At 69.7% G+C, this 24026-nt stretch carries 22 protein-coding genes, 2 tRNA genes and 1 riboswitch; of the genes, 10 read left to right on the top strand and 14 right to left on the bottom strand.

Annotated elements, in window-relative coordinates:
• Positions 1-39: 39 nt before the first annotated feature.
• Positions 40-1200 (bottom strand): NAD-dependent formate dehydrogenase, encoded by a 1161-nt coding sequence (locus tag GIY23_RS05840; RefSeq protein ID WP_154075720.1) that lies wholly within the window; start codon positions 1198-1200, stop codon positions 40-42.
• Positions 1201-1315: 115 nt separating this feature from the next.
• Between GIY23_RS05840 and GIY23_RS05835 the strand changes: the two genes are divergently transcribed.
• Complete coding sequence (locus GIY23_RS05835; RefSeq protein ID WP_154075719.1) at positions 1316-2392, top strand: VIT1/CCC1 transporter family protein; 1077 nt, start codon at positions 1316-1318, stop codon at positions 2390-2392.
• 78 nt (positions 2393-2470) lie between these two features.
• Here the strand turns inward: GIY23_RS05835 and GIY23_RS05830 are convergent, their stop codons facing one another.
• From GIY23_RS05830 to GIY23_RS05815, 4 genes are all read right to left on the bottom strand, one after another.
• A complete protein-coding gene (locus GIY23_RS05830) occupies positions 2471-3403 on the bottom strand; it encodes a heme o synthase (protein ID WP_154075718.1) in 933 nt (310 codons plus the stop codon).
• Complete coding sequence (locus GIY23_RS05825) at positions 3400-3774, bottom strand: DUF3817 domain-containing protein (RefSeq protein WP_187352039.1); 375 nt, start codon at positions 3772-3774, stop codon at positions 3400-3402. Before GIY23_RS05825 ends, GIY23_RS05830 begins: the two co-directional genes overlap by 4 nt.
• 181 nt (positions 3775-3955) lie before the next feature.
• Positions 3956-5098 carry an LLM class flavin-dependent oxidoreductase gene (locus GIY23_RS05820; protein ID WP_154075717.1) on the bottom strand — a complete coding sequence of 381 codons (1143 nt, stop codon included), beginning with the start codon at positions 5096-5098 and terminating at the stop codon, positions 3956-3958.
• 59 nt (positions 5099-5157) lie between these two features.
• Positions 5158-6516: a GNAT family N-acetyltransferase gene (locus tag GIY23_RS05815; protein WP_154075716.1), complete on the bottom strand. Its 1359-nt coding sequence runs from the start codon at positions 6514-6516 to the stop codon at positions 5158-5160.
• A gap of 255 nt (positions 6517-6771) precedes the next feature.
• Here GIY23_RS05815 and GIY23_RS05810 point away from each other — a divergent pair, with 255 nt between their 5' ends.
• From GIY23_RS05810 to GIY23_RS05800, 3 genes are all read left to right on the top strand, one after another.
• Complete coding sequence (locus GIY23_RS05810; RefSeq protein ID WP_154075715.1) at positions 6772-7791, top strand: coiled-coil domain-containing protein; 1020 nt, start codon at positions 6772-6774, stop codon at positions 7789-7791.
• Positions 7792-7847: 56 nt separating this feature from the next.
• Positions 7848-8315, top strand: coding sequence for a hypothetical protein (locus GIY23_RS05805; RefSeq protein ID WP_154075714.1), 468 nt, complete (start codon positions 7848-7850; stop codon positions 8313-8315).
• A 383-nt stretch (positions 8316-8698) separates the two neighbouring features.
• Positions 8699-9832, top strand: a complete 1134-nt coding sequence (locus tag GIY23_RS05800) for a polysaccharide pyruvyl transferase family protein (protein ID WP_154075713.1) — start codon at positions 8699-8701, stop codon at positions 9830-9832.
• Here GIY23_RS05800 and tenA read toward each other — a convergent pair.
• The 5 genes from tenA to GIY23_RS05775 form a co-directional block, all read right to left on the bottom strand.
• Positions 9820-10539 (bottom strand): thiaminase II, encoded by a 720-nt coding sequence (tenA, locus tag GIY23_RS05795; protein WP_154075712.1) that lies wholly within the window; start codon positions 10537-10539, stop codon positions 9820-9822. The genes GIY23_RS05800 and tenA overlap by 13 nt on opposite strands.
• Positions 10540-10568: 29 nt before the next feature.
• The gene (gene thiD / locus GIY23_RS05790) at positions 10569-11366 is read right to left on the bottom strand and encodes a bifunctional hydroxymethylpyrimidine kinase/phosphomethylpyrimidine kinase (protein ID WP_154075711.1); all 798 of its coding nucleotides are present in this window, start codon (positions 11364-11366) and stop codon (positions 10569-10571) included.
• On the bottom strand, positions 11363-11977 hold the full coding sequence (gene thiE / locus GIY23_RS05785) for a thiamine phosphate synthase (protein ID WP_154075710.1): 615 nt from the start codon (positions 11975-11977) through the stop codon (positions 11363-11365). The genes thiD and thiE overlap by 4 nt, the downstream gene beginning before the upstream one ends.
• The gene (gene thiM / locus GIY23_RS05780) at positions 11974-12750 is read right to left on the bottom strand and encodes a hydroxyethylthiazole kinase (RefSeq protein WP_154075709.1); all 777 of its coding nucleotides are present in this window, start codon (positions 12748-12750) and stop codon (positions 11974-11976) included. The genes thiE and thiM overlap by 4 nt, the downstream gene beginning before the upstream one ends.
• A riboswitch (TPP riboswitch) is annotated at positions 12744-12844 on the bottom strand. Its footprint overlaps the gene before it by 7 nt.
• A gap of 174 nt (positions 12845-13018) precedes the next feature.
• Positions 13019-14293, bottom strand: a complete 1275-nt coding sequence (locus tag GIY23_RS05775) for a hydroxyacid-oxoacid transhydrogenase (protein ID WP_154075708.1) — start codon at positions 14291-14293, stop codon at positions 13019-13021.
• A 206-nt stretch (positions 14294-14499) separates the two neighbouring features.
• Between GIY23_RS05775 and GIY23_RS05770 the strand changes: the two genes are divergently transcribed.
• From GIY23_RS05770 to GIY23_RS05750, 5 genes are all read left to right on the top strand, one after another.
• Complete coding sequence (locus GIY23_RS05770) at positions 14500-15234, top strand: hypothetical protein (RefSeq protein ID WP_154075707.1); 735 nt, start codon at positions 14500-14502, stop codon at positions 15232-15234.
• A 416-nt stretch (positions 15235-15650) separates the two neighbouring features.
• Complete coding sequence (locus GIY23_RS05765) at positions 15651-15848, top strand: hypothetical protein (protein ID WP_228717570.1); 198 nt, start codon at positions 15651-15653, stop codon at positions 15846-15848.
• A 70-nt stretch (positions 15849-15918) separates the two neighbouring features.
• The gene (locus tag GIY23_RS05760; RefSeq protein ID WP_228717569.1) at positions 15919-17574 is read left to right on the top strand and encodes an AMP-binding protein; all 1656 of its coding nucleotides are present in this window, start codon (positions 15919-15921) and stop codon (positions 17572-17574) included.
• A gap of 54 nt (positions 17575-17628) precedes the next feature.
• Positions 17629-18267 (top strand): oligoribonuclease, encoded by a 639-nt coding sequence (gene orn / locus GIY23_RS05755; RefSeq protein WP_154075705.1) that lies wholly within the window; start codon positions 17629-17631, stop codon positions 18265-18267.
• A gap of 107 nt (positions 18268-18374) precedes the next feature.
• A tRNA-His gene (locus GIY23_RS05750) sits at positions 18375-18450 on the top strand.
• 57 nt (positions 18451-18507) lie between these two features.
• On the opposite strand, the gene GIY23_RS05745 is transcribed toward GIY23_RS05750, so the two are convergent.
• Both GIY23_RS05745 and GIY23_RS05740 read right to left on the bottom strand, forming a co-directional pair.
• Positions 18508-20589, bottom strand: a complete 2082-nt coding sequence (locus GIY23_RS05745; RefSeq protein WP_154075704.1) for a heavy metal translocating P-type ATPase — start codon at positions 20587-20589, stop codon at positions 18508-18510.
• A 303-nt stretch (positions 20590-20892) separates the two neighbouring features.
• Positions 20893-22014 carry a L,D-transpeptidase gene (locus tag GIY23_RS05740; RefSeq protein WP_228717568.1) on the bottom strand — a complete coding sequence of 374 codons (1122 nt, stop codon included), beginning with the start codon at positions 22012-22014 and terminating at the stop codon, positions 20893-20895.
• A 385-nt stretch (positions 22015-22399) separates the two neighbouring features.
• Here GIY23_RS05740 and GIY23_RS05735 point away from each other — a divergent pair.
• A tRNA-Lys gene (locus GIY23_RS05735) sits at positions 22400-22472 on the top strand.
• A 254-nt stretch (positions 22473-22726) separates the two neighbouring features.
• Here GIY23_RS05735 and GIY23_RS05730 read toward each other — a convergent pair.
• A complete protein-coding gene (locus GIY23_RS05730) occupies positions 22727-23167 on the bottom strand; it encodes a VOC family protein (RefSeq protein ID WP_154075702.1) in 441 nt (146 codons plus the stop codon).
• Between the two features lie 199 nt (positions 23168-23366).
• Positions 23367-24011: a TetR/AcrR family transcriptional regulator gene (locus GIY23_RS05725; RefSeq protein WP_154075701.1), complete on the bottom strand. Its 645-nt coding sequence runs from the start codon at positions 24009-24011 to the stop codon at positions 23367-23369.
• Positions 24012-24026: the final 15 nt, after the last annotated feature.

The following is a 24026-nucleotide window of genomic DNA, read 5'->3' as shown; positions in this document are numbered from 1 at the left end:
CCCCGGGGGTGCTCACCATGGACCCCACCCGCGCACTCCTCAGCCTGCGCTGTAGGCGCGGGCCCCGGCTCCGGCCAGATCGCCTTCGCTGACGATCAGGTACTCGTCCCGGATCGGCCGACCATCGAACCAGCTCTCCAGGATCTCCCGCGTGCCCGCCGCGTACCTCGCCTGCGCCGAGAGCGTCGAGCCGGACACGTGCGGCGTCATGCCCTGGTTCGGCATCGTCCGCCACGGGTGGTCGCGCTCCGGCGGCTGCGGGTACCAGACGTCCCCCGCATAGCCCGCGAGCTGCCCCTGCTCCAGCGCCCGCACCACGGCGTCCCGCTCCATGATCTTGCCGCGCGCCGTATTGACGATGTAGGAACCGCGTTTCATCCTGCCGAGCACCTCGCCGTCGAAGAGCTCCTCGGTCTGGGCCTGCAACGGCGCGTGGATCGACAGCACGTCCACCGCCGTGGCCAACGACTCGGGGCCGTCGTGCCAGGTGAGTCCGATTTCCTGCTCGACCTCGGCCGACTGGCGGTGCTTGCTGTTGTAGTGCAACTCGACGTCGAACGGGTGCAGCCGACGCAGCGTCGCCATGCCGATCCGGCCGGTCGCCAACACGCCGACCTTCATCCCTTCCAGGTCGTAGGCCTGCTTGACCGAGTCCGCGATGTTCCAGCCCTTCTCGTCGATCACCCACCGGTGCGACGGAATGTAGTTGCGGACCAACGCCAGGATCTGCATGACCGAGTGCTCGGCGACACTGACGCTGTTGCAGTAAGTGATCTCCGCGACGGTGACGCCACGCTCGGCCGCCGCGTCGAGGTCCACGTGATCGGACCCGATGCCCGCGGTGATCGCCAGCGTGAGCTTCTCCGCCTTCGCGAGCCGGTCGGCGTCGAGGTAGGCAGGCCAGAACGGCTGGGAGATGACGACGTCCGCGTCGGGAAGCTCCCGCTCGAACGTCGAGTCCGCGCCGTCCTTGTCGGAGGTGACGACCAGCGTGTGACCCGCGTCCTCCAGGAACCGGCGCAGGCCGAGCTCACCGGAGACGCTGCCGAGCAACTCCCCCGGCGTGAAGTCGATGTCGTTCGGGGTCGGCGTGGTCTGCCCGTCCGGGTAGTGCTCGATGCGCGGGATGTCGTCCCGCACGTACCGGGGCGGGTAGCCCTCGACCGGGTCGTCGTAGAGAACGCACAACACCTTCGCCACGAGTTCCTCCTCAGCGAGGTTACGGTTGCTCCCTGAGCCGTACCCGCGTGCTCCGAACCGCAATCCGCCACGACCCGCTGTCGCGGCGCACCCTGACCGCGACGAAGGAGGGCACGTGCCGGAGGAGTACGGCGCCAGGTCACCCGCGCAGGTGCGGCGGTGGCGCCGCGCGCTGGCCGACGAACGCGAAGAGGCCCGGATCTACCTCGAGCTGGCGGCGCGGCGCACCGGCGAGGAACGAGAGGTCCTACTCGGCCTCGCCGAAGCCGAGAAGCGCCACGCGGCGTACTGGGAGGAACTGCTCGGCGACGACGAGGGCGAGCCTCGACGTGGTGCCCTTCGCCTGCGGCTCCTGGCGTGGTTGGCAGGTCGGTTCGGGTGGGTTTTCGTGCTCGCGCTGATGCAGCAGGCGGAGGCGCGCTCGTACCAGGAGGCCGACGCCGAGGTGCCTGCGGTGATCAGTGCCGACGAACGCATCCACGGCGAGGTCGTGCGGGGGCTGGGCGCACGGGGGCGAGCGCAGATGTCCGGCACCCTGCGAGCCGCCGTGTTCGGCGCCAACGACGGGATGGTGAGCAACCTCGCGCTCGTGCTCGGCGTCATCGGTGGCGGTGCGACGGCACAGGCGGTGCTGCTGACCGGGATGGCAGGGCTCTTGGCGGGGGCCTTGTCGATGGCGGCAGGCGAGTACATCTCGGTGAGTTCGCAGCGCGAGCTGCTCGCGGCCTCGAAGCCGGACCGGTCGGCGCGCTCGTCGGTCGGCGAACTCGACGTCGACGAGAACGAACTCGCCCTCGTCTACCGGGCTCGGGGAATGCCGGTCGAGGAAGCCGAACGGGTGGCGAACGAGATGCTGCACAAACGCCGGATCGAGCGCGTCCCCGGGCAGGCCGAGCAGGACGGCACGGAGGTCGTGGGCAGCGGGTTGCAAGCCGCTGCCTCCAGTTTCGCCTTCTTCGCCGTAGGGGCGCTGCTGCCGGTGCTGCCGTTCGCGATCGGCCTGAGCGGGACCCTCGCGGTCGTGGCCGCGGGCGTGATCACGGGTGCGGGACTGATGCTCACCGGCGGTGCCGTCGGGGTGCTCACCGGAGCATCCCCGTTGTGGCGTGCGCTACGGCAGTTCGCGATCGGCTTCGGCGCCGCCCTCGCGACCTATCTGCTCGGACTCGCCTTCGGCGCCATCCTCGGCTAACCCCCCGGGGGTACGGCAAATTCGCGCGAATTTGCCACCCGGTTGTCCACAGGGGGCGGGGTTGTCCACAGGGGTGGGTCAGCCGAGGACGGGGAGGCCGACGGCCGCGTCGACCGCGATGGCCACGAACAGCACCGTCAGGTACGAGTTCGACAGGTGGAACAGGGTCATCGGGTTGTAGCCGACTCCCCGCCGCACGGCCGCGTGCAGCCGCTGCGCCATGATGAGGAACGCCGCACCCGCCACGATCGCGCACACGACGTAGACCCAGCTCGTCACCGGGACCAACAGCATCGTGCAGGCCACGGTCGCCCACGTGTAGAGCAGGATCCTGATCGAGACCTGCTTGGCGGTGGCCACCGCCGGAAGCATCGGCACCCCGGCGCGCACGTAGTCGTCCTTGTACTTCATCGCCAGCGCCCAGAAGTGCGGCGGCGTCCAGAGGAACACCACGCCGAACATCACCAGCGCGGGCCATTCGACGGCGTTCGCGACAGCCGCCCAGCCGATCACCACAGGCATGCAGCCGGCCGCACCGCCCCAGACGATGTTCTGCGAGGTCCGGCGCTTGAGCACGAGCGTGTAGACGAAGACGTAGAACAGGATCGCCGCCACGGACAGCGTCGCCGCCAGCAGGTTCGCCCCGAGCCAGAGCACCAGGAACGAGACGACCCCGAGCGCGATGCCGAAGATCAACGCGTGGCGTCGCGGCACCTCGTAGCTGACCAGCGGTCGCGACTTCGTGCGGTGCATGACCGCGTCGATGTCGGAGTCGGCGACGCAGTTGAGCGCGTTCGCGCTGCCCGCCGACATCGCGCCGCCGACGAGGGTGACCAGCACCAGCCACGGCGAGGGGATACCGCGTTCGGCGAGGAACATCGCCGGCAGGGTCGTCACCAGCAGCAGCTCGACGACCCGGGGCTTGGTCAGCGCCAAGTAGGCCAGCAGGACGCTGCGGCGGCGGCTCGGCACGGGGGCACCGGCCTGGGCCTCGGGCACGGTCGTGGTCATGAGCTCGCCGACCGGCTGTCGGCGGCACCGCCGTCGAGAGACATCTCGGCGCGGCTCTGCTCGTACCAGTGGGTGACCTTGCGCTCGGCGAAGAACGCGCCGAGCGGCACCGTGCCTGCGAGCAGGACGAGCAGCATCGGCACCGGCGGCACCCGTAGCTGCCGGGTCAGGAGCAACGCGACGAACAGGTACACGATGTAGAGGTAGCCGTGGCCGATACCGATGTAGGTGGTCCAGGTGTCGCCGAACACCTGCGTCGCGCTGCCCGCGGGCCACAGGTACTTGAGCACCATGGCCAGGCAGAGCACGATCAGCAGCACCGCGGTCACGTAAGCCATGACGCGGTAGAAGGTCAGCAACCCTGACTTCACGACAAATCCCTCAATCCCGCCTCGCGCTCGCACGCCCGGGCAGTCCTGTGCGCCGCGCTGAGCGACCGCTGCGAGGACGGTCGCCGGGAGGACGTGCCCGTTCCGATAGACCGTACGCCACACCGTTACCGCTCCCGCGCGAGACCTGCCCCGGCAGTGGCTCACCCCACGTTGCGAGGAGTCAGTTCTTCCGCTCTCGCGAGGCGTTCGACGTGGCGGAGTCCAGGAGTCCGTACTGCGCGGCCACGAGCTCGTACGAGCGCAGTTTCGCCTTCCGGTCCGCGAGGTTCGCGGTGATCATGAGTTCGTCGACTCCGGTGCGCTCACGCAGCGCGTCGAGTTCGGCGCGCACCGTGGCCCCCGAACCGTGCACCGCGTCGTCGAACCAGGAGTCCAGGAAGCGGCGTTCGCCGTCGGTGTACTCGCGGTCGCGGGCTTCGGCGACGGTCGGCAACCGGCCGGGATTGCCGCTGCGCAGTCGCATCATCGACAGCGCGATGGGGCGGGCGAGTTCGACCGCTTCGGCGTCGGTGTCCGCGGCGATGACCTGCACACCGATCATCGAGTACGGCTCGTCGAGGATCTCGGACGGCCGGAACGAGTCACGGTAGAGCTCCAGCGCGGGCAGTGTGTTCTTGGAGCTGAAGTGGTGGGCGAACGCGAAGGGCAAGCCCAGCGCACCGGCCACCTGGGCGCTGAAGCCACTGGAACCGAGCAGCCAGATCGGCGGCACCGGACCGTTCGGTACGGCATGCACGTCGGCGTAGGCGTGGTCGATCGGGAACTCGTCCCGCAGGAACCCGATCAACTCTCCGAGTTGTTCGGGAAAGTCGTCGGCGGAGAGTGGGCCGGTGGTGCGGCGCAACGCCCGGGCGGTGTTCGGGTCGGTCCCGGGCGCTCGGCCGAGGCCGACGTCGATGCGGCCCGGGTTCAGCGCCGCGAGCGTGCCGAACTGTTCGGCGACCACCAGCGGTGCGTGGTTGGGCAGCATCACTCCGCCGGTACCGAGCCGGATGCGGCTGGTGTGCGCCGCGAGGTGGGCGAGCAGGACGGTCGGCGAGGAGCTGGCGATGCCGGGCATGCCGTGGTGTTCGGCGACCCAGAACCGATGGAAGCCCCACATCTCGGTGGCCCTGGCCAGCTCGGTCGTGGTCGCGAGCGCCTCGGACGAGCTCGTCTCGACTCCGACGGTCGCGAGGTCGAGTACCGACAGCGGCACGGTGGACTCGCCGTGTGCGCGGCCTCTGACCGGGTCGGTGTCGGGGCCGTTTCCGGCCGCGAGGCCGGTGCGGGACGGGTTCGCCAGGTCGCGGTTCGTGTCCATCGTCCGGTGCAACCCTTCGTGTCTGCCGGTTGTTCCCGTAGTGGTCGAGGGCGCGGCGCTCAGCGGCTCCGGGCGAGCAGGACCGAGTTCTTGTCCGGCAGACCGACCTCGGCGACCTTCCGGTACCCGGCTTTGCCGAAGGCCGCCACCGACGCTCCATTGTGGATGTCAGGTTCGGCGACCACGCGACGGCACTCCGGATCGGCGTCGAACAGGGCCGCCGCCAGCGCGTCGAGCAACGCGGTGCCCAGCCCCCGGCCGATGACCTGCCGGTCGCCGACTGCGACGTGCACACCCAGGTCACGCGGATGGAACGGATAGCACTCGCCGATCTTGTCGCGCGCGACCCGGTACAGCTCGACGTAGGCGAACTCGCGGCCGTCGAGGCTGACGATGCACGGCAGTGAGTGATCACCCGCGAGCTGGGTGGACAGTTCCTCGAACCAGCGCGGCAGCGACCAGTCCTGCCGCCAGGTCGCGGCGACGTGCTCGGCGTGCATCCACTTGTGCACGAGCGAGACGTCCGGCGAGGACTCCGACTCGGCGCGTACCGGGCGCAGCGCCCACCCGTCACCGAGCTCCGGCAGCGGCACGCCGGGGATCGCGTCGAGACCGACCCGCGCGAGCGGGTTCGGCACCTCGTGCGTCACCGGCCGTAACGCGACGGCACCGGCGCGGTCCCGATAGTGCAGCGCACCGCCGTTGAGCACCGCGACGCCGGCGACGGTGGGAGCCGCGAGCCAGTGGCGAAGGAGTTCGTGGTCGTCGGCCGAGTCGTGCAGGCGGGACGACAACGACGTCAGTAGCTCCGCCTCGTCACAGACGCGGTATCGAGCGAGCACGCCGACCGCCGCGAGCGCCTGGCGCGACAACAACTGCGCGGTGCTCGCGGCGGTCCTGTCGTCGAGCACCGGGACGACGTCGTTCTCCAGGTACCTGTCCCACCAGCGCGCGGCTTCGGCGGCGCTGCCGATCATGCGCACCAGCTGCGGCGGTTCGGCCACGGACTCGGTGAGCAGCGTCTCGGCCTCGCCTGCCGCGGGGAGCACGTCGATCTCGCCACGCCGCACCGCACGAAGCACCAGGTCGGTGGCCGAACCCGCTCCCGCCTGGTTGATCGGCGCCTCACGCGGGACGCGAGACTGCGCTGCGGACGTGCAGGCGGCGGCTAGCAACGCCGGTTCCACGCGCGCCAGCGGGCGATCGTGGTCGTCGACGACTTCGATGGGGCCGAACTCGTGCGCCCCGACGAGGGACTGTCGCAGCACGTCGGTGCGCACGGTCAGCGGCCCGATCGTCAGCCGCAACGGTCCCGGCCGCACCGTCGCGTGCGTTTCCGCGAGCCACCGGCGCAGCAACGCCGACGACCTCAGGTGTGCCACCCGAACCTCGTCGCCACAGACCTCTGCCGAGGACATTCCCACCTCCCGATGATGTGAGCTGAGCCTAACCTCAACTCCGGGCCACGTGTCCATGTCACCTACCGCACACTGCCGCGCCGGAGCCGAAAGACCAGGTCAGCGACTCGATCGGGAATGCGTGGGGACGGTCGGACACAGTGGACGATCGGGGCCGCTCGCACCGGTGAACATTCCACCGCGCGAGATCGTGCCCACCCGATTACTCTCCGGACACGAGCGCTGACCTCGTCCGCCCGGAGAGGAGTGTCCAGAATGGAAGACCCCGCCGACGCCGTCGTCCCACTCCGGCCTGGATTCGACATCCAGATGCGCGGATTCAACCGCGGCCAGGTGACCGAACACATCGAGACGCTGGAGAACCAGCTCGAACTCGTCACCGTCGACCGCAACGAAGCCGCCCAGCTCAACAACGATCTGCGCAGACTCTGCGACGACACCCGGCACAGTCTCGACCGGGCCGAAGATCGCCTCAAGAGGATCGAGTCCTCCGACACCGGCCTTCCCGCAGCCTCGCAGCGGGTGCAGAACATGCTCGACACCGCCGAGGAAGAAGTCCAAGATCTCCGCGATCGAGCACTGCATCAAGCCGAGATCGTGCGCGGCAGCGCCGAGACCGAAGCCGAGACACTGATCACCCAAGCCGAGAACACCGCCGGCGAGCTCCGCGCCGAGTGCGCCGGGCTCATGCGGGAGTTGGAGCAGCGCAGCGTCAAGATGCGCCAGGAACACGCACGTAACGTCCGAGAGCTGCGGGAACGCGAGACCCGGCTGCGGCAGAAGGTCCGCGACGAATACACGCGGCTCATGGAGCAGGCCCAAGCCCAGAGCGACGCCATGCTCGCGGGCAGCCGCGAACAGTGCGCGCAGTGGGATGCCGAGACCGAGCAGCTGCGGCTCGACGCGCTCGAGGAGATCAGCGGCCAACGGGACGAGCTCGAGAATCGCCGCACCAAGGTCATCGAAGCACTCGAAGGAGCCCGGCAGGTCATCGGCAGCTCCTCGCACGCGCTGCACGCACAGCTCGAGTCCTCGTCGGACGTGCCGGAATCGCAGAACGGATCGCCCGCCACGAACGGCGACGGAATCGTCCGGTCCGAGGGCTACACCGACATCAGCCACCTCAAGGACCTCGAATCCGGCGAGCACCCGGAGGTGGACGTGCCCGGGCAACGGGAAGACTTCCAGACCTTCACCGTGCCGCTGGACCGCTCACACACCACGACACCGGACGGTGGTCTCGCCGAGACCACTGACCGGTCCCGCCGCAACTGACGCGGCCGGGTGGCCGGAAGATTCGCACGCACGGAACGGATCGGAGAGTCCTCCCCATGACGCTCGCGCAGTCCTCGACCGTCGGCTACGACCTGCTCATCCTGTCCTTCGTGGGCGGTTTCGCCGTGGCCACGCTGATCTTCTGGCCACTGCTGCACCGGGCCCACCAGAACCGGACCCGCTCCGCCGCCGCGTCGGGGCGGCACCATCTGCGCAAGCCCGTCCGCAGCGGCTCGACAGCGGTGGCCAAACTGGGCGGCGCGGACGGCGAAACCTCAGCGGATGCGGCGCCTGCCGGGGCGCCGGACTCTGCGACGGCCCCGGCAACCGCCACGGCGGCCTCGACCGACTCCTCACTCGCAGACGCCGGAGCATCGGCATCGGAGGCGAGTCCGGAGTCCGTCGACGTGCCGCGGCAACCGACGTCCTCGGACCGCTTCCGCGAGCACCACGCGGCGCAGTTCGAGCACACGCGTTCCCGCATCGCCAGGCTCCGCGACGAGCTCAGCGAGAACGCTCACTGACCGCCCGCGAACCCGCACGAGCACCGAGCGAACGGCACTCTCGCTCCGTCTGATGGGGCGAAAGTGCCGTTCGCCCCGCCCGATGAGGCGAAAGTGCCGCTCACCCCGCCCGATGAGGCGAAAGTGCCGCTCACCCCGCCCGATGAGGCGAAAGTGCCGCTCACCCCGCCCGATGAGGCGAAAGTGCCGCTCACCCCGCCCGATGAGGCGAAAGTGCCGCTCACCCCGTCTGATGGGGCGAAAGTGCCGTTCGCTCCGTCTGATGGGGCGAAAGTGCCGTTCGCTCCGTTTGGCGGGCGGGGCGTGGCATGAGGGGGTGGGGTCGGCGGTGCTAGTTTCGGCGCGATGCGCGCGAGCGGCGCGCCGACCGGCAGGAGCGACCAGTGACGAACAGGACCCCTCCCGAGCGGCGGCTCTACCTGATCACCACCACCGGTCACCCGAACTACGGTGACGAACTCATCACCGCCACCTGGCTCGAGCACCTCGCGACCGTCGCGCCGAACAGCGAGGTCTGGATCGACTGCCCGAACCCCGGCCCCAGCGAAGTCCTGCTCGGCCACCTGCACCCGAACGTGCGGTTCACCGACACGTTCTGGCGGCTGTGCTGGGAAGCACCGACGGACGGACCGTGGGACGTCGCCGCGTTCGTCCAGCACGCCGTCGCCGACCCCGGCCTGGCGCCACGGTGGGTCGCCGGGATCGAGGTCGCCGCCCGCGCGGACGTCGTCCACCTCGTCGGCGGCGGGTTCGTCAACGGCATCTGGCCCCGCCACATCGGCCTCATGGCGGCCGCGGTCGCGGCGGTCCGCCGCTCCGGCGGGCGCGCGGTGATGACCGGGCAGGGGCTGTGGCCGGTGGCCGACGAAGCCCGCTCGCTGGTCCGCAACCTCGCGGCACAGTTCGAACTCGTGGACGTGCGCGACGAGCCGTCGGCCGAACTGATCGGCTCGCCGCACGTGCACTGCACCGGCGACGACATGTTCTTCGGCGTGAGCCCCGCGCTGTACCGCGACGACGACCTGCGCGACGTGATGGTGTGCGTCCAGTCGGACATGCTCGAGGTGACGGTCCCGTCGCTGGCGGGGTTCGTGCTGGACACGCTGCGTTCCTGGGGTGTGGGCCCGGACCGGGTCGGCTTCGTTGAGGGCATCCCCCGCGTGGACCGGGAAGTCTTCGCTCTCATCGAGCACGACCTGCCCGGCGCCCGCTTCTACCCGTTCTCCGAGATCATGGACCGCGGGTTGCCCGCGGCGGCCGGGCAACGCTGGATCTCCTCGCGGTTCCACGTGCACCTGATGGCCGCCGCCGCAGGAGCACCGGGCGTCGCGGTCTCGGTGAGCTCCGGGTACTACGCGAACAAGCACCGGTCCCTCGTCGAGCGGGGCTCCGGATGGACGCTCAACGAGGACCTGTCGCTGCCCGACGTGCCGACCTCCGGTGGTTTCGCACCCGCGACCCTCGACGACCTGCGCTCGCTCAAGTCCGCGCTGGCGGACAAGATCTACGGACGCTGACCGACCCACTGCACGGTCGGCCACTGCTCGAGTGTCCACGCACTGTTCCAGAACATCCACTCGTACTCGGTGGAACGCACGAACGCCGCTGTCATGCGCTCGCGGGTCTCGGGGGTGCTCGCGGCGGCAGCCTTGTCGGTGAGGTCGCGGGCGGCGAGCACGGCGTCGGCGAACTCGTCGTCGGCGTAGGTCTCGATCCACTTCCGGTACGGATGGTCGGTGAGGTCGCCTGCAGTGTCGAGAATGGTGCTGCCGACGTGCTGATACACCCAGAAGCACGGCAACACGGAGGCGAGCAGGACGGGGTACTCGTCGGTGAACGCACTCGCGCGCAGGAAGGACGTGTAGGCCAGACACGAGGGAGAGGTGACGGTTCCCTCCACTTCGGACTCGGCGAGCCCGAACTCCTCGACGTAGCCGGCGTGCAGTCGGCGTTCCTCGACGAGCGCCCCGTGTGCGCTGCCGGTGAGCACCGCCGCGTCCTCGGGGTCGGTCGCCTTCGTCGAGGCGGCGGCCAGTGCCTGCGCGAAACCGACGAGATACCGCCCGTCCTGCACGATGTAGAACACGAAGCGCTCGCGGTCGAGTGAGCCCTGGGTGAGAGCCATGTTGAACGGGTGACGCACGATCGCTTCACGCAGCGCCTTCGTCGTATCCCATGCTTGCTCGCAGAATCCGCCCGGGGACGGCGCCGGCAGCGTGCTCATCCTGTGTCCTTTCGTGCTCTGTTCGGGGGTCACCACCATTGGTGGAAATGGTGGACGGGGCCGTGGCCACGTCCGACGTCGAGCCGTTCGGCGGCGCGCAACGCGGCGGTCAGGTAGTCCTTGGACTCGCGCACCGCCGTCGACCAGTCGGGACGTTGCGGGCGCAGCGCGGCGATCGCGGCCGCGAGCGTGCATCCGGTCCCGTGGTCGTTGGTGGTCGTCACGCGCGGGGCGTCGAGCAGCTGCACGCCACCGTCCGCGCTCAAAAGGTCCACACTGGATTCTCCTTCGAGGTGCCCGCCTTTGAGCAGGACTCGTTTGACGCCGAGCCCGACGAGCCGTTCGGCCTGAGCGCCCATCGCGTCGGCGTCACGGACTTCCTGCTCCCCCAACAGGTCCGCGGCTTCCGGCAGGTTGGGCGTCACGAAGTCGACACGCCGGAGCAGTTCCTCACGCAGGACCTCGACGGCGTCGGGGGCGAGCAACCGGTCGCCGCTCTTGGCGACCATGACCGGGTCGAGCACCACGTTCGGCGGACGGTAGCGGTCGAGGACGGCGACCACGGCGCGGATCACGTCCGCGTTGGCCAGCATCCCGATCTTCACCGCGTCGACGCGCACGTCGTCGAGCAGGGTCACGAGCTGGGACGTGACGAACTCGGGCGGGAGTTCGTGCACTTCGGCGACGCCGGTGGTGGTCTGCGCGACCAGCGCGGTCATCACGGACATGCCGTACGCACCGTTCGCGGAGAACGTCTTGAGGTCGGCCTGCACGCCCGCTCCCCCGCTGGGGTCGGTTCCGGCGATGCTCAGCACGTTGGGGATCACTGGTGCACCTTTCGCAGGGTGGCCGCGGCGGAGCGCGGGTCGTCGGCGGCGCAGATCTCGGAGACCACGCACAGCCCGGCCACACCGGTCGCGGCGATCTCGGCCGCGTTGTCCGCGTGCACGCCGCCGATGGCGACGCAGGGCAGGATCGTGCGCGCTGTCAGGTCGCGGAGTCCGTCGAGGCCGAGCGCGTCCGCGGCATCGGATTTCGTCGGTGTCGCCACGACCGGGCCGACGCCCAGGTAGTCGACCTCGGGCGGAACCGCCTCGACTTCCTCCGATGTGGACACCGAATGGCCGAGCACCCGCTGTTGCCCGAGCACCGCCCGTGCCGCCTCGACAGGCAGGTCGGACTGGCCGAGGTGGACACCGTCGGCCCCGGCGGCGAGTGCGACATCGAGCCGGTCGTTGACCAGCAACGGAACACCGGTACCCCGCAACGCCTCGTGCACCGACACCACCAGTTCGTACAGCTCCCGCCCGGTGGCGGCGGGGTCACGGACCTGCACGACCGTGACCCCGCCGTCGACGGCCTCCCGCACGGTGCGGACAACCCCTCGGTGCCCGCACAGTGCGGTGTCGGTGACGAGGTACAGACTCCAATCGATCATGCGTCGCCGCCGATCGCGTGCAGCTCGTCGACGAACTCGACGACGAAACTGCCCGGTCCGCGCGCGGCAGCGCCCGCACGCTCGCCCGCTTCCGCGAACACCTGTGAGGCCGTGACCGCGGCGGACAACGGAGCGTCCGGGGTCACCGCGAGCAACGCGGCGGTGCTCGCCCCGAGCGCGCAGCCCATGCCGGTGATCTTCGCCATCAGCGGGTGCCCACCGGGCACCGCGACCGTTTCGGTGCCGTCGGTGACGTAGTCGACCTCGCCGCTGACGGCCACGACACAGCCGTTCTCGCCGGCGAACTTCCGTGCGGTATCGACTGCGGACTCGGAGCCTGCGAGCGATTCGACGCCCTTGCCGGAGCCGCCGTTTCCGGCGAGCGCGAGCACCTCGGCGGCGTTGCCGCGCACCACGGCCGGGCGGGACCGGACCAGGTCGGCCGCCAGTTCGGTGCGGTGTCGCAGAGCGCCGACGGCGACCGGGTCCAGCACCCACGGCGTCCCGGAGTGCTCCGCGCCGCGCACCGCCGCCCGCAGTGCACGGTTCCGCTCCTCGGACAGCGTCCCGAGATTGGCCAGCACCGCACCGGCCACACCGGCGAACTCGGCGGACTCTTCGGCGTTCTCCACCATCGCCGGTGACGCGCCGAGCGCCAGCAGCGCGTTGGCCGAGAACCCGGCGGCGACGATGTTGGTGAGGCAGTGGACGAGCGGCGCCTGCTCCCGCAGTGCGGCCACTTCGCGGGCGAACCCGCGTGCACGATCAGTCACGGTGGTGACGTCCCTCCGCTAGTGCGACCTAGGTCAGGTTCGACGGGTTTTTTCTCAGCCCTGGCCGGACGGCCGGGCACCCCGCGTCACACCGCCAACGTAGCAACTGAGGACGCCGTCGCACACCCTTGAAGGCGTGCGGGTGATCTGAATGGGCGTTCCGTGGCGAGTCTGCGTCGGCTGCGGTAACACGGTCGGCACAGTGCCGTTGATCGCAGCCTCGGAACCCGAGTCCACGTACCGCGCGGACGAGCCGCGTGAACTGCGATTACCAGTTCCGCAGTGAGTCGCGGAAGATCCTCGCGAGATCCTCGGAACCGACCGGGCGCGGCGCCACGCCCAGAAGCCGCTGCTGCTGCATCGCACCGTCCACGAGATCGGGCACGTCGGCTTCGTCGAAGCCGACCTCCGCGATCCCGTTCGGGATGCCGATGTCCTGCATGAGCCGTGTCAGCACGAACGGCAGCTGGTCCCGCGGGTCCTCCTGGACGGGAGCCTTCGGGTCGAGCAGCGCGGCGGCTCGCAGGTGCCGGTCGGCGTCCGTGGGAAAGGTGAACCGGAACGCGGCGGGCGCGGTCAGCGACACCGACTGGCCGTGCGGCACCATCGCCTCGTCCGGATACCCCGCCGGCCGGTAGTCCCGTACCCGCCCGGCGATCGGGTACGCGCACGCGTGCGGCACGTGCACCCCCGCGTTGCCGAACCCCATGCCTGCGAAGGTCGCCGCGAGCATCACGTCCTCCCGGGCGCGCAGCTCACCCCCGACGAGCACTGCTCGTCGGAAACTGCGTGCCAACAACGACAGCGCCTGCTCGGCCCACGAGTCCGACACCGGGTTCGACCCGCAGTAGGCGACCCGGTCCTGCGGCTGCTTGCGTGCGAACGCGGCGTAGGGGCGGGCGGTGTACGACTCCAGAGCGTGACACAGCACGTCCATCCCGGAGGCGGCCGTGACCTCAGGCGACAGCGTCATGGTCACGGTCGGATCGACGACCGCCAGCACCGGGCGCAACGACGGGTGACTGATCCCGGTCTTGACCTTCAGACCGAGGACGTCCATGACACACACCGGGGTGCTTTCCGAACCGGTCCCCGCTGTCGTGGGCACCGCGACGAGCGGTCGCAGCGGCTCGGTGATCTTGCGCCCCTCGCCGATCGGGGGGTTCACGTAGTCCATGAGCGTGCCCGGCTGGGTGGTGAGCAGGTTGACCGCCTTGGCGGTGTCGATCACCGAGCCGCCGCCGACCGCGACGAACGCGTCCCATCCGGTGCCTGCCGACTCAGCGGCCGCGACCAGACTCTCGTCGGTCGGTTCGACGTGGACCTGGTCGAAGAGTTCGGCGTCGAGTCCCTGCGCGGTCAGCTCTCCGACGATCCCGGCGGGCACTCCGGTGGCGGCGACACCCGGGTCGGTGATCACGAGAATCCGCCGCGCCTGGAACTGCCCGAGGTCGTGTGCGAGTTCGTCGACGGCACCCGTCCCGAACTTCAGAGGTGGAGCTCCCCAGGTGAACACGGACTCGGGTGCGGTGGTGGCCGCCATCGCTTTCCTCCCACGGACGAATGATCTCGGGCGCTGAGACGAACAGCGTGCTGGCCGACCGGCGGAACTGTCCAGGACTGATCACCCCGCCCACCCGGAGGAGTCCGGGCCGGCGGACGCAAGCCCCACACAGAGCGAGGGATCTCACACCGCGCGTACGGGCTCAGCCGGGGAGAAACAGGTAGCTCAGCTACTACAGTTGAGACATGGACACCTCGACCGACGGCCCCGTCTCCGCCCGCGCGCGATCCGCACACAAGCAGGATCCGGCAGGAGTATGGGCTCCTCTCTCCGGTCTCGCCGACGCCGCCGCCCAGGCCGCGTCGACCGGTTCGGTGGCGATCAGCCGTGGCTTCGACCGCACCAGCAGGGTGCGCGGCAAGGCGTTGCGCGACCTGCTCGTCGAACGCGGGGTGTCGGCCGTGGAGATCACACCCGCCCTCGGTAGCGAGCGCCTGCTCGCAGGCTGCGAGGTCGCGGCCGTGGTCAACCTCGTCGGCGACGGCTCGTGGCAGCCGCACCGGCTCGCCGCGAAGTTGCGCGCCCCGTTGTTCGTTCCCGGCGAGCGGACCGCGACGCTGGCGGGCGAGTCGGAGCGCGACGTCATCGGCGTCACCGCCGCCTCGTCGGGCGAGCGCGACGTCGCCCTGACCCGACTCGCGGTGCTCGCCGAAACCACCGACGGCAAGCTCGAGGTCACGCGGAACGGCGAAACCGTCACGATCGAGGGCGGCCGGGTCGAGGTCACGCTGCACGAGGGATCGCTCGACGTGCACCTCAACGGCGTCGGGGTCGAGGAGACCTTCGCGGCCACCGAGATCGGCATCAGCACCGCGGGCACCCCGCACCGGTTCATCCGCGACGAGCTGCCGATCGCCGACTTCGAGGGTGCGCTCACCGTGGCCACCGAGCCCGTCGGGCTGCGCGTCCGCGCCGCCTGACCCACCTCGTCCCGAGAACTGCTGTCAGAGGGTGTTGGTCGGTGGTTCCGTAGCGGAGCCTCAGCGCCCTCCTCGCTGCGGGATCGCTTTCTCGAGTAGCCACCTACGCAACGAAACCGCTGTCCTTTCGAAGAGGACGCTGAGAACCCGCCGATGGTCCGCCTGCGTACGTGGTTGATCAACGGCTCCGCGGCTGACACGACACGACGACAGGTCATCCCCCGCAGATGGTTGCCGGATTGATCTGCCTTGGTGGCTCCGTGGCCGGTCTGGGTAGGCGGAGAGCAGACCCCTCGGCACGCCGTTGTCGCGGTCGCGAAGCCACGAAAACGGACCCGGCATGACCGCGCGCCCCGGTCTCGGCCATGATCGAGTTCGTCGGCTGTCGCGAGCATGTGTCGGGAGGACGAACCGTCGTGACCGGGAACGCTTGGCAGGTGCAGTGTCGTGACCTCACGGGCAAACGCCGCGAGGTCACGGTGTCGGTGGACGACGGCAGCATCGTCGTGGTCGTGCCACCCGGCGAGACGGCGGTGCTGTCCCCGATGGAGGTCGGGCGGTTACGGGCCGCGTTGCGCGAGGCCGCGGTGACGTCGGCCGAAAGTGACTCCTGACGCGTACGGCTTCCCGAACCGGGCGGGACCGGTGCAGGATCGAGACGTCGATGCCGTCGAGAGGTGAGCCGTGCCCGTCCTCGAGCGCCTGACCGACCTCGCCGATCGTGTGCTGCCCGGGGCATTCACCGCACTCGTGCTCGCCCGGCGCGGCGCGCTGCGCCTGCTCCGCCCGGACAAACTGCTGCGCATCGCCCGGATCCGCGCGCAGTGGGGGGTTTCTCCCCCTGCGGCGTTCGCGATCGGCGCGGTGCGGCATCCGGACCGTCCGGCCGTGATCGACGAGCGCGGCGCGCTCAGCTACGCCGAGGTCCACGCGCGGACGACACAGCTCGCGAACGGGCTCGCCGGGCACGGAGTCGACTCCCGTACGCGCGTCGGCGTGCTCTGTCGCAACCACCACGGGTTCGTCGAGACGGTCGTGGCGTGCTCGAAGATCGGCGCCGACGTGGTGCTGGTGAACACCGGCCTGACTCCCGACCAGGTACGCGGCGTGCTCGCCGACCACGACGTGGATCTGCTCGTGGCCGACGAGGCGTTCGGCGACTACCTCGCGGCCGTCCCGGACGGCACTCGGATCGTGCTCGCCCGAACCGAAGGGACGACGCGGCGCACCACGTTGGAACACCTCATCGGCAGCTCCAGTCGCACCCCGCTGCGCCCGCCCGAACGTGACGCACAGATCGTCGTCCTCACCTCGGGCACCAGCGGCCCGCCGAAAGGGGCCCGCCGCCCGGCCAACCGCGATCTCCACGCGGCCGCCGTGGTCCTCGCGCGGGTTCCGTTGCGCGCCGGGGAACGCATCCTGGTGCCCGCCCCGCTGTTCCACACCTGGGGGCTGGCGGCTCTCTTGCTCGGGGGCGTCCTCGGCGCCACGCTCGTGCTGCGCCGGAAGTTCGACCCGCAGCAGACACTCGCGGCCGCGCAGCGGCACCGCTGCACCTCGATGTTCGTCGTCCCCGCGATGCTGCAACGGATGCTCGACCTGCCCGAGTCGGTGCGAGTGCCCTACGACCTGGGAACACTCCGGGTCGTGGCATCCAGCGGTTCGGCGCTGCCGCCGGACTTGGCCACCCGCGTCCGTCGTGCGTGGGGCCCGGTGCTCTACAACGTCTACGGCACCACCGAGGTGTCCTGGGCGAGCATCGCGACTCCGCACGACCTCAAGGAGGCGCCCGGCACGGCGGGGCGAGCCCCGCACCACACCTCGCTGCGGATCCTCGACGACCGGGACCGGCCGGTGAAGACCGGCACGAACGGCCGGATCTTCGTCGGCAACGAGATGCTCTTTCCCGGCTACACCCGTGGCGGCCGAGGCACGGTCGTGGGTGAGCTGATGGCCACCGGCGACCTCGGGCACCTCGACCGGGCGGGCCGGTTGTCGGTGACCGGACGGGCCGACGACACGATCGTCTCCGGTGGCGAGAACGTGCATCCCCAGCAGGTGACCGACGCCTTGCTCGCGTTTCCCGAGGTGCGCGACGCGGCGACCACCGGCGTGCCGGACGAGGAGTTCGGGCAACGCCTCGCCGCGTTCGTGGTGCTCCGGGACGGCCAGCGGCTCGACACGGCGCAGGCACGGGAGCGGCTGCGCAGCAGGGTGGCCCGGTTCGCCGTACCGCGGGAGGTCGTGTTCGTCGACGAGTTGCCGCGCAACGAGACCGGCAAGGTCGTGACCCGGCTGCTCCGTGAGCAGCTGCCGGACACCGCGGACCGTGACGGATGAGGAGCGTCACCCACCCCGCGCGGCCCCGGCGGGGGCGGCGTTAGGCTCGCGCGGGTGAACGACCGTCTGGTGTGGATCGACTGCGAAATGACCGGCCTCGACCTGGGCAAGGACGCTCTGGTCGAGATCGCCGCGTTGGTGACCGACGCGGACCTCAACGTGCTCGGTGACGGTGTGGACATCGTGATCCACGCCGACGAGGCGGCGTTGGAGGGGATGCCGGAGGTGGTGCGCACGATGCACGAGAACTCCGGCCTCACCGACGAGGTGCGGACCTCGACGGTGACGCTGGCCGAGGCCGAGCAGCAGGTCCTCGACTACGTCAAGCAGCACGTCCCGGAGGGCCGCTCCGCTCCGTTGGCGGGCAACTCCATCGCCACCGACCGAGGCTTCATCAGCCGCGACATGCCGACGCTGGACGGGTACCTGCACTACCGGATGGTCGACGTGTCGTCGATCAAGGAGCTGTGCCGCCGCTGGTTCCCCCGGGTCTACTACGGCCAGCCGGAGAAGGGGCTGGCGCACCGCGCGCTGGCCGACATTCGCGAGTCGATCCGCGAGCTCGCCTACTACCGCCGCACCGCGTTCGTGGCCGACCCCGGCCCGACGAGTGAGCAGGCACGCGCCGTGGCGACCGAACTGCTCGCCGCGGACGGCCTCGCGCCGGACGGCACTCCGCTCCAGAGTTCGTGACCTGGCGGTTCGCCCACGTCAGGACCGGTGTCAACGCGCTGGACGCCGCACGCTAGGATAATGAGCGTCGCTCCGGGTCACCTCGAACGAGGCCGACTCGGACCGTGGTGGGTGTAGCTCAGTAGGTAGAGCACCTGGTTGTGGTCCAGGAAGTCGCGGGTTCGAATCCCGTCACTCACCCCAGAAGAGCAGGGCCCCGAACTTCGGTTCGGGGCCCTGCTCTTTCCGCTGTGGTTCTGGTCATGCCCTGCCGAGGACGGCCCGCGTGCTCGCCTCGGGCGTGAGGTCGAGACGCCGGAGCAGCTGGGCGTTGAGGGCGACGACGACGGTCGAGGCCGACATGAGGATCGCCCCGACCGACATCGGGAGCACGAACCCGACACCGGCCAGGACGCCGGCGGCCAGCGGCACCGACACGAGGTTGTACCCGGCGGCCCACCACAGGTTCTGCTTCATCTTGCCGTAGCCCGCACGGGACAACTCGATCACCGACAGGATCGAGCGGGGGTCGGAACCGGCGAGGATGACCCCTGCCGAGGAGACGGCCACGTCGGTGCCCGCCCCGATCGCCACGCCGACATCGGCGCGGGCGAGCGCAGGGGCGTCGTTGACGCCGTCGCCGACCATCGCGACCTTGTGTCCCTCGGCTTGCAGGTCGGCGACCTTCGCGGACTTGTCCTCGGGCCGGACCCCGGCGAAGACACGATCGATCCCGAGCTCGCCGGCGACCGAGTCGGCGACGGCACGGGCGTCGCCGGTGATCATCACCACCTGGATACCGAGAGTGTGCAGTGCCTCGACCGCTTCGTGGGACTCGGGGCGGACCTCGTCGGCGAGCCGCAGCGCCCCGATGACCTCACCGTCGGCGAGCACGTGCAGGATGATCGCGCCCTCGGCACGCCACGGCTGGGCGACCGGCAGTTCGTCGAGGCCGTGTTCCTCGAGCAGGTACGGGCCACCGACGCGGACCCGGACGCCGTCGACGGTGGCACTGACGCCTACCGCCGGCGAGGACGTGAAGTCGTCGGCCCGCGAGACGGAGAGGTCCCGCGCCGCCGCGACGATCGCCGTGGCCAACGGGTGTTCGCTGTCGGCCTCGGCGGCGGCGGCCAACGCCAGCACCTCGTCGGCCGTGCGCCCGGCGACCGGCTCCACCTTGGTGACGCCGGGTTCACCCCTCGTCAGGGTGCCGGTCTTGTCGAACAGCACGGTCTCCACGGTGCGCATGCTCTCCAGCGCGAGCCGGTCCTTGACGAGCACACCACCCCGGGCCGCACGTTCGGTGGCGATGGAGACGACGAGCGGGATCGCCAGCCCCAGAGCGTGCGGGCAGGCGATCACCAGCACGGTGATGGTGCGCACCACCGCGGAGTCGGGTGCTTGCAGCAGGCTCCAGACCACGGCGGTGATCAGCGCCGCGCTCAGCGCGAACCAGAACAGCCACGCCGCGGCGGTGTCGGCGAGTCGCTGGGCGCGGGACGACGAGTTCTGCGCGTCGGTGACGAGACGCTGGATTCCGGCCAGCGCGGTCTGCTCACCGGTCGCGGTGACCTCCACCCGCAGGGCGGAGTCGGTTGCGACCGTGCCTGCGACGACCTGCTCGCCGATCTCGCGCCGGACCGGACGCGACTCGCCGGTGACCATTGACTCGTCCAGGTGCGCCGACCCGTCCACGATCCGGCCGTCGGCGGGCACCGAGGCTCCGGGGCGGACGAGCACGAGGTCGCCGAGTGCCAGCTCGGTGGGCGCGACGGTGACGACCTCGTCGCCTTCGATCCGCTCGGCCTCGTCGGGCAGCAGCGCCGCCAGCGAGTCCAGCGCGGAGGTGGTGCGCGCCAGGGAGCGCATCTCGATCCAGTGACCGAGCAGCATGATGACGACCAGGAGCGCGAGTTCCCACCAGAAGTTCAGCTGACGGTCCACGAGCCCCAGGCTCGCCGCCCACGAGGACACGAAGGCGACGGTGATGGCCAGCCCGATCAGCAGCATCATGCCCGGCTGACGCGACCGGATCTCGCCGAGCCCGCCGCTCAGGAACGGACGACCACCCCACAGGTAGATGACGGTGCCGAGCACCGGAGACACCCACGACACCCACGCCGCGTCGGGCAGGCCGTACCCGACGAGCATGGCGAACATGTCGTTGAACGCCACCACCGGCACGGCGAGCACCAGCATGATCCAGAACAGCCGCCGAAACTGCGCCACGTGGTCGCCGTGCCCACCATGCTCCGAGTGGTCGTGACCCGTCCCGCCGTTGCCCGAGTGGGCCTCGGCGTCGGATGGCGACGTCGTGCCCTCGTGCTCGTGTCCTGTGTCCATGACTCGACTGTATACCCCCTAGGGGTATACGTCAGGTCGAGCGCTCGGAGCGCAAAGGGGCTCACCCTGGTTGGGGTGAGCCCTTCGTCGTGCCGAGTGTCCGGGTCAGAGGCCGCGCGCGAGTGAGGCGTCGAGAGGGTGCGCCGACAGTGTTTCCGCTGCTTACGCGGACCAACCACCCGCGGGTTCTTACCGTGTGGCCGGCGAGGACAGCGTCGACGTGGCGTGGGCGCTACTCGATGTCGACCATCCCGCAGCCGGCCTCGAGGTGAGGTTCCACGACGGAACCATCACGCTCTCCGCTTACCGGTTGCCCTGCACCCATTCCTCCCACGGGACCTGCCAGTCACCGAACCCGTCCCACGACCTCAGGTCCGGACCGCCCGAGTTCGTGATCTCGACGACGTCGCCCTTCTTGAGCAAATCGTAGACCCACTTGGCATCGGCGTCGCTCATGTTGATGCACCCGTGGCTGACGTTGCGGCGCCCCTGGTCGGCCACGGACCACGGCGCGGCGTGCAGGAACTCCCCGCCGTTCGAGATCCGCACGGCCCAGTCCACCTCGGTCATGTATCCGCCCTGCTCGACGGGCAGACCGTAGGTGGACGAGTCCATCAGCTTGGTCGCGTGATGCTCGGTGACGACGTGTGTCCCGTTGTTCGACGGGAACTCCGGCTTGCCCAGCGACACCGGGATGGTGCGCTGCACCTGCCCGTTGACCTCGACACTCATCTGGTGGCTCGCGCCGTCGGCACGCAGGATCACCGAGTCGCCGATCGTGACCGTCGCCGAGCGGTCCTCCTGGCCCCACACGCCGTTACCGAGGTCCTTGCCGTAGACCTGCGCGTTGATCGTGATCTCCGTACCGGGCTGCCAGAACTCGCGGGGGCGCCAGTGCACCTCGCGGTCGTCGAACCAGTAGAACTCGCCGTCCACCGCCGGCTCGGTGTGGATCTTGATGGCCTCCTCGGCCTTCGCCTTGTCCGGAGCGGGCGCGTCGGCGCTGAAGTAGAACGCCAACGGCTGACCGACCCCGACGGTCTGACCGTCGAGCGGGTTCATCGACACGTAAGTCTGCGCGTCGGGCTGCACCGTCGTGAACGCACGCTGCTGGGTCACCGGACCGTTCCCGCCGTCGGCGGTGACGGTCAGCGTGTACTCCTTGCCGTAGCCCAGAGGTTCGCCGGCAGTCCAGCTGAGTCCGTCCTCGGCGATCGCCCCGTCGACCTGCTTTCCGTCGTCGTTGACCATCACGGCCTCGGTGATCGTGCCGTTGGAGACCGTGGCGTTGACGGGCGCTGTCGGGGGGACACCCTGCGCCCCGTCCGGCTGACTGAACTCCACCCGGGGCGGCGGCGCCTCAGGGCCCGCGCCCTCTCCTGTGGGCCCGCCGCCACACCCGGCGACCAGCATCACACCCGCCACCAGCCAGAGCGCGGACCAACGAGTAGTCCGACCCCGCCTGGAAGAGTTACGCAGCACCTTCATCGCGCCACAGTCCGTTTCCCGTCGATCCGCCATGCTCCGGCACGGAGCGCAGTAAGGCCCCGACCGAGTGTGCATAAATCCAGATGTACACGAACTGTGAGCCGTTGACACCTGTTCTCCCGTAGACGTGCGACACACCGCTGAGGTTGCCCGGTGCAACTGTCTTCCCCAGCAGCTCGTTCCTCGGAAGCGACCCCGCCGACAGGGCCGCCGCGGACGCTGTGCTAACGTTTCGCACGTCGCCAGGGAGACCCCGGGAAACACCCCGAAACTGGAACAGGGCTATGTGGACCGGCCATCGGAATCCCTGGAGGACAGGTTAGCGCCAATAGCTCAAGTGGTAGAGCAACTGACTCTTAATCAGTGGGTTCGGGGTTCGAGTCCCTGTTGGCGCACATCACCCCAGGTCGACGGCCTGGGGTTTTCTTTCTTCGGGGCGCTCTCCTCCACACTCGTCCCGAACTCCGTATCCACGTGTCGAGTGCGTCGGCCGTGGCTCCATCGAGCACCGTCCGTCCCCTGTAGACACCCTGGTCAGTAAAGGGCGCGAACCCGACTGATCGGCGATCGTGTGAGCGAACCGCGCGCAGCCCTCCACCGATGTGCGACAGCCACGGTGCCCTGGACGCGGCGGTGGCCTGACCCGCGGTCAGGCGATCCGCTCGGTCAGCGAGACGACGATTCCCTCCGGTCCGCGCACGTGGGCCATGCGCCAGGTGTTCTCGTACTGGCCGATACCCCCGACCAGCCCGTACCCGTCCGCAACCAGGCCGTCGACGGCCGACTGAAGGTCACCGACCTCGAAACACACGTTGCGCATCCCCAGCTCGGTGGCCATCGCGGTGGGCGACCCGGGCTCGTGGTCGGGCCTGACGAAGCTCGCGAGCTCGATCCCGGTTCCTCCGCCGGGCGGGCGCAACATGACGATCTCCGACTTCGAGTCCGGGATGCCGATGACCGTGTCGATGAATTCGCCCTCCACGAATGTGCGTCCCTCGACCTCGAGCCCCAGTCCGACGAAAAATGCCATCACCGAGTCGAGGTCCGCGACTGTGAATCCGACGTGGTCGAACTGCCTGATGTAGGACATGGCTGCCATCCCTCCAGAGCGCGTCTACGGTTGTTGAGCGAACGATGCTGCGCGAAGCATTCCCGACACACCTGAATTCCCAACCTGTCAGCCTTCCGGACGTCCAGGCTGTACCAGCAGGTCATCGAGGACAGCGTAGGCTGCGGATCACCACGTCGCCGATCTTGCGCATTTCGGCCCGCTTGCCAACGTGGACCAGTTAGCTACGCCCACCGTCTGGACACACGTGAGCACTCGCGCTGCTCCCGGCCTGGGCCTGCGGCTGCCCACCGAGCACGGCCCCGACTATGTCGTCGAGCACTGCGGATTCCTGCTCCGGCGTGAGTTCTCCGCCGTGCAGTGACCGTCCGAGCGAGAGTCCGTCGATCACCGTGAGCAGGACGTTCGCCCTTCGGCGATTGTCACCGTGTGGCAGCTCACCCTGCTCTTCGAGAACCTCGAGCCACGACACGACACGCGCTCCGGCGGCCTCGTTGATCCGCGCCATCGCTGCTGCCGCGTCCTGCCCGTGCGCCGGATCGAGGAAGGTGCGCATGATGCCGCGCATCACCTCGCGCGCCTGCTCACCGCGCCCGACGGGGGCCAGCAGTCCCTCGAGGCAATTGCGGAGACGGACCGCCGCGGGGACCGCCACGTCGCGGATGCCGCCGTCGGGAAATCGTTGCGCGAAGGTCTGCTGGAGCACCGCGTCGAGAAGCTCGCGCTGGGTCGGGAAGTAATAGCGCAACGTGCTCGCTCCGACACCGGCGCGAGAGGCGACCGTGCGCACGCTGGGAAGCGCGTTCGGTTCCTCCGTGAGGACCTCGCTCGCGGCGTGGATGATCCGTTCACGCGTTGCGGCCATAGCTACTCCCCATCG

It is taken from the genome of Allosaccharopolyspora coralli (assembly GCF_009664835.1).
In the GTDB taxonomy this organism is placed as follows: Bacteria; Actinomycetota; Actinomycetes; order Mycobacteriales; family Pseudonocardiaceae; genus Allosaccharopolyspora; species Allosaccharopolyspora coralli.
Note: the sequence above shows the minus strand (reverse complement) of the source record. Positions and strands in the feature narration are given on the sequence as shown.

Bases quoted from the DNA above. Each gene is read 5' to 3' on its own strand.
- GIY23_RS05830 (WP_154075718.1), bottom strand. From the start codon at position 3,403: ATGACCACGACCGTGCCCGAGGCCCAGGCCGGTGCCCCCGTGCCGAGC.
- GIY23_RS05820 (WP_154075717.1), bottom strand. From the start codon at position 5,098: ATGGACACGAACCGCGACCTGGCGAACCCGTCCCGCACCGGCCTCGCG.
- GIY23_RS05815 (WP_154075716.1), bottom strand. From the start codon at position 6,516: ATGTCCTCGGCAGAGGTCTGTGGCGACGAGGTTCGGGTGGCACACCTG.
- GIY23_RS05810 (WP_154075715.1), top strand. From the start codon at position 6,772: ATGGAAGACCCCGCCGACGCCGTCGTCCCACTCCGGCCTGGATTCGAC.
- GIY23_RS05805 (WP_154075714.1), top strand. From the start codon at position 7,848: ATGACGCTCGCGCAGTCCTCGACCGTCGGCTACGACCTGCTCATCCTG.
- tenA (WP_154075712.1), bottom strand. From the start codon at position 10,539: ATGAGCACGCTGCCGGCGCCGTCCCCGGGCGGATTCTGCGAGCAAGCA.
- thiE (WP_154075710.1), bottom strand. From the start codon at position 11,977: ATGATCGATTGGAGTCTGTACCTCGTCACCGACACCGCACTGTGCGGG.
- GIY23_RS05775 (WP_154075708.1), bottom strand. From the start codon at position 14,293: ATGGCGGCCACCACCGCACCCGAGTCCGTGTTCACCTGGGGAGCTCCA.
- GIY23_RS05770 (WP_154075707.1), top strand. From the start codon at position 14,500: ATGGACACCTCGACCGACGGCCCCGTCTCCGCCCGCGCGCGATCCGCA.
- GIY23_RS05745 (WP_154075704.1), bottom strand. From the start codon at position 20,589: ATGGACACAGGACACGAGCACGAGGGCACGACGTCGCCATCCGACGCC.
- GIY23_RS05730 (WP_154075702.1), bottom strand. From the start codon at position 23,167: ATGTCCTACATCAGGCAGTTCGACCACGTCGGATTCACAGTCGCGGAC.
- GIY23_RS05725 (WP_154075701.1), bottom strand. From the start codon at position 24,011: ATGGCCGCAACGCGTGAACGGATCATCCACGCCGCGAGCGAGGTCCTC.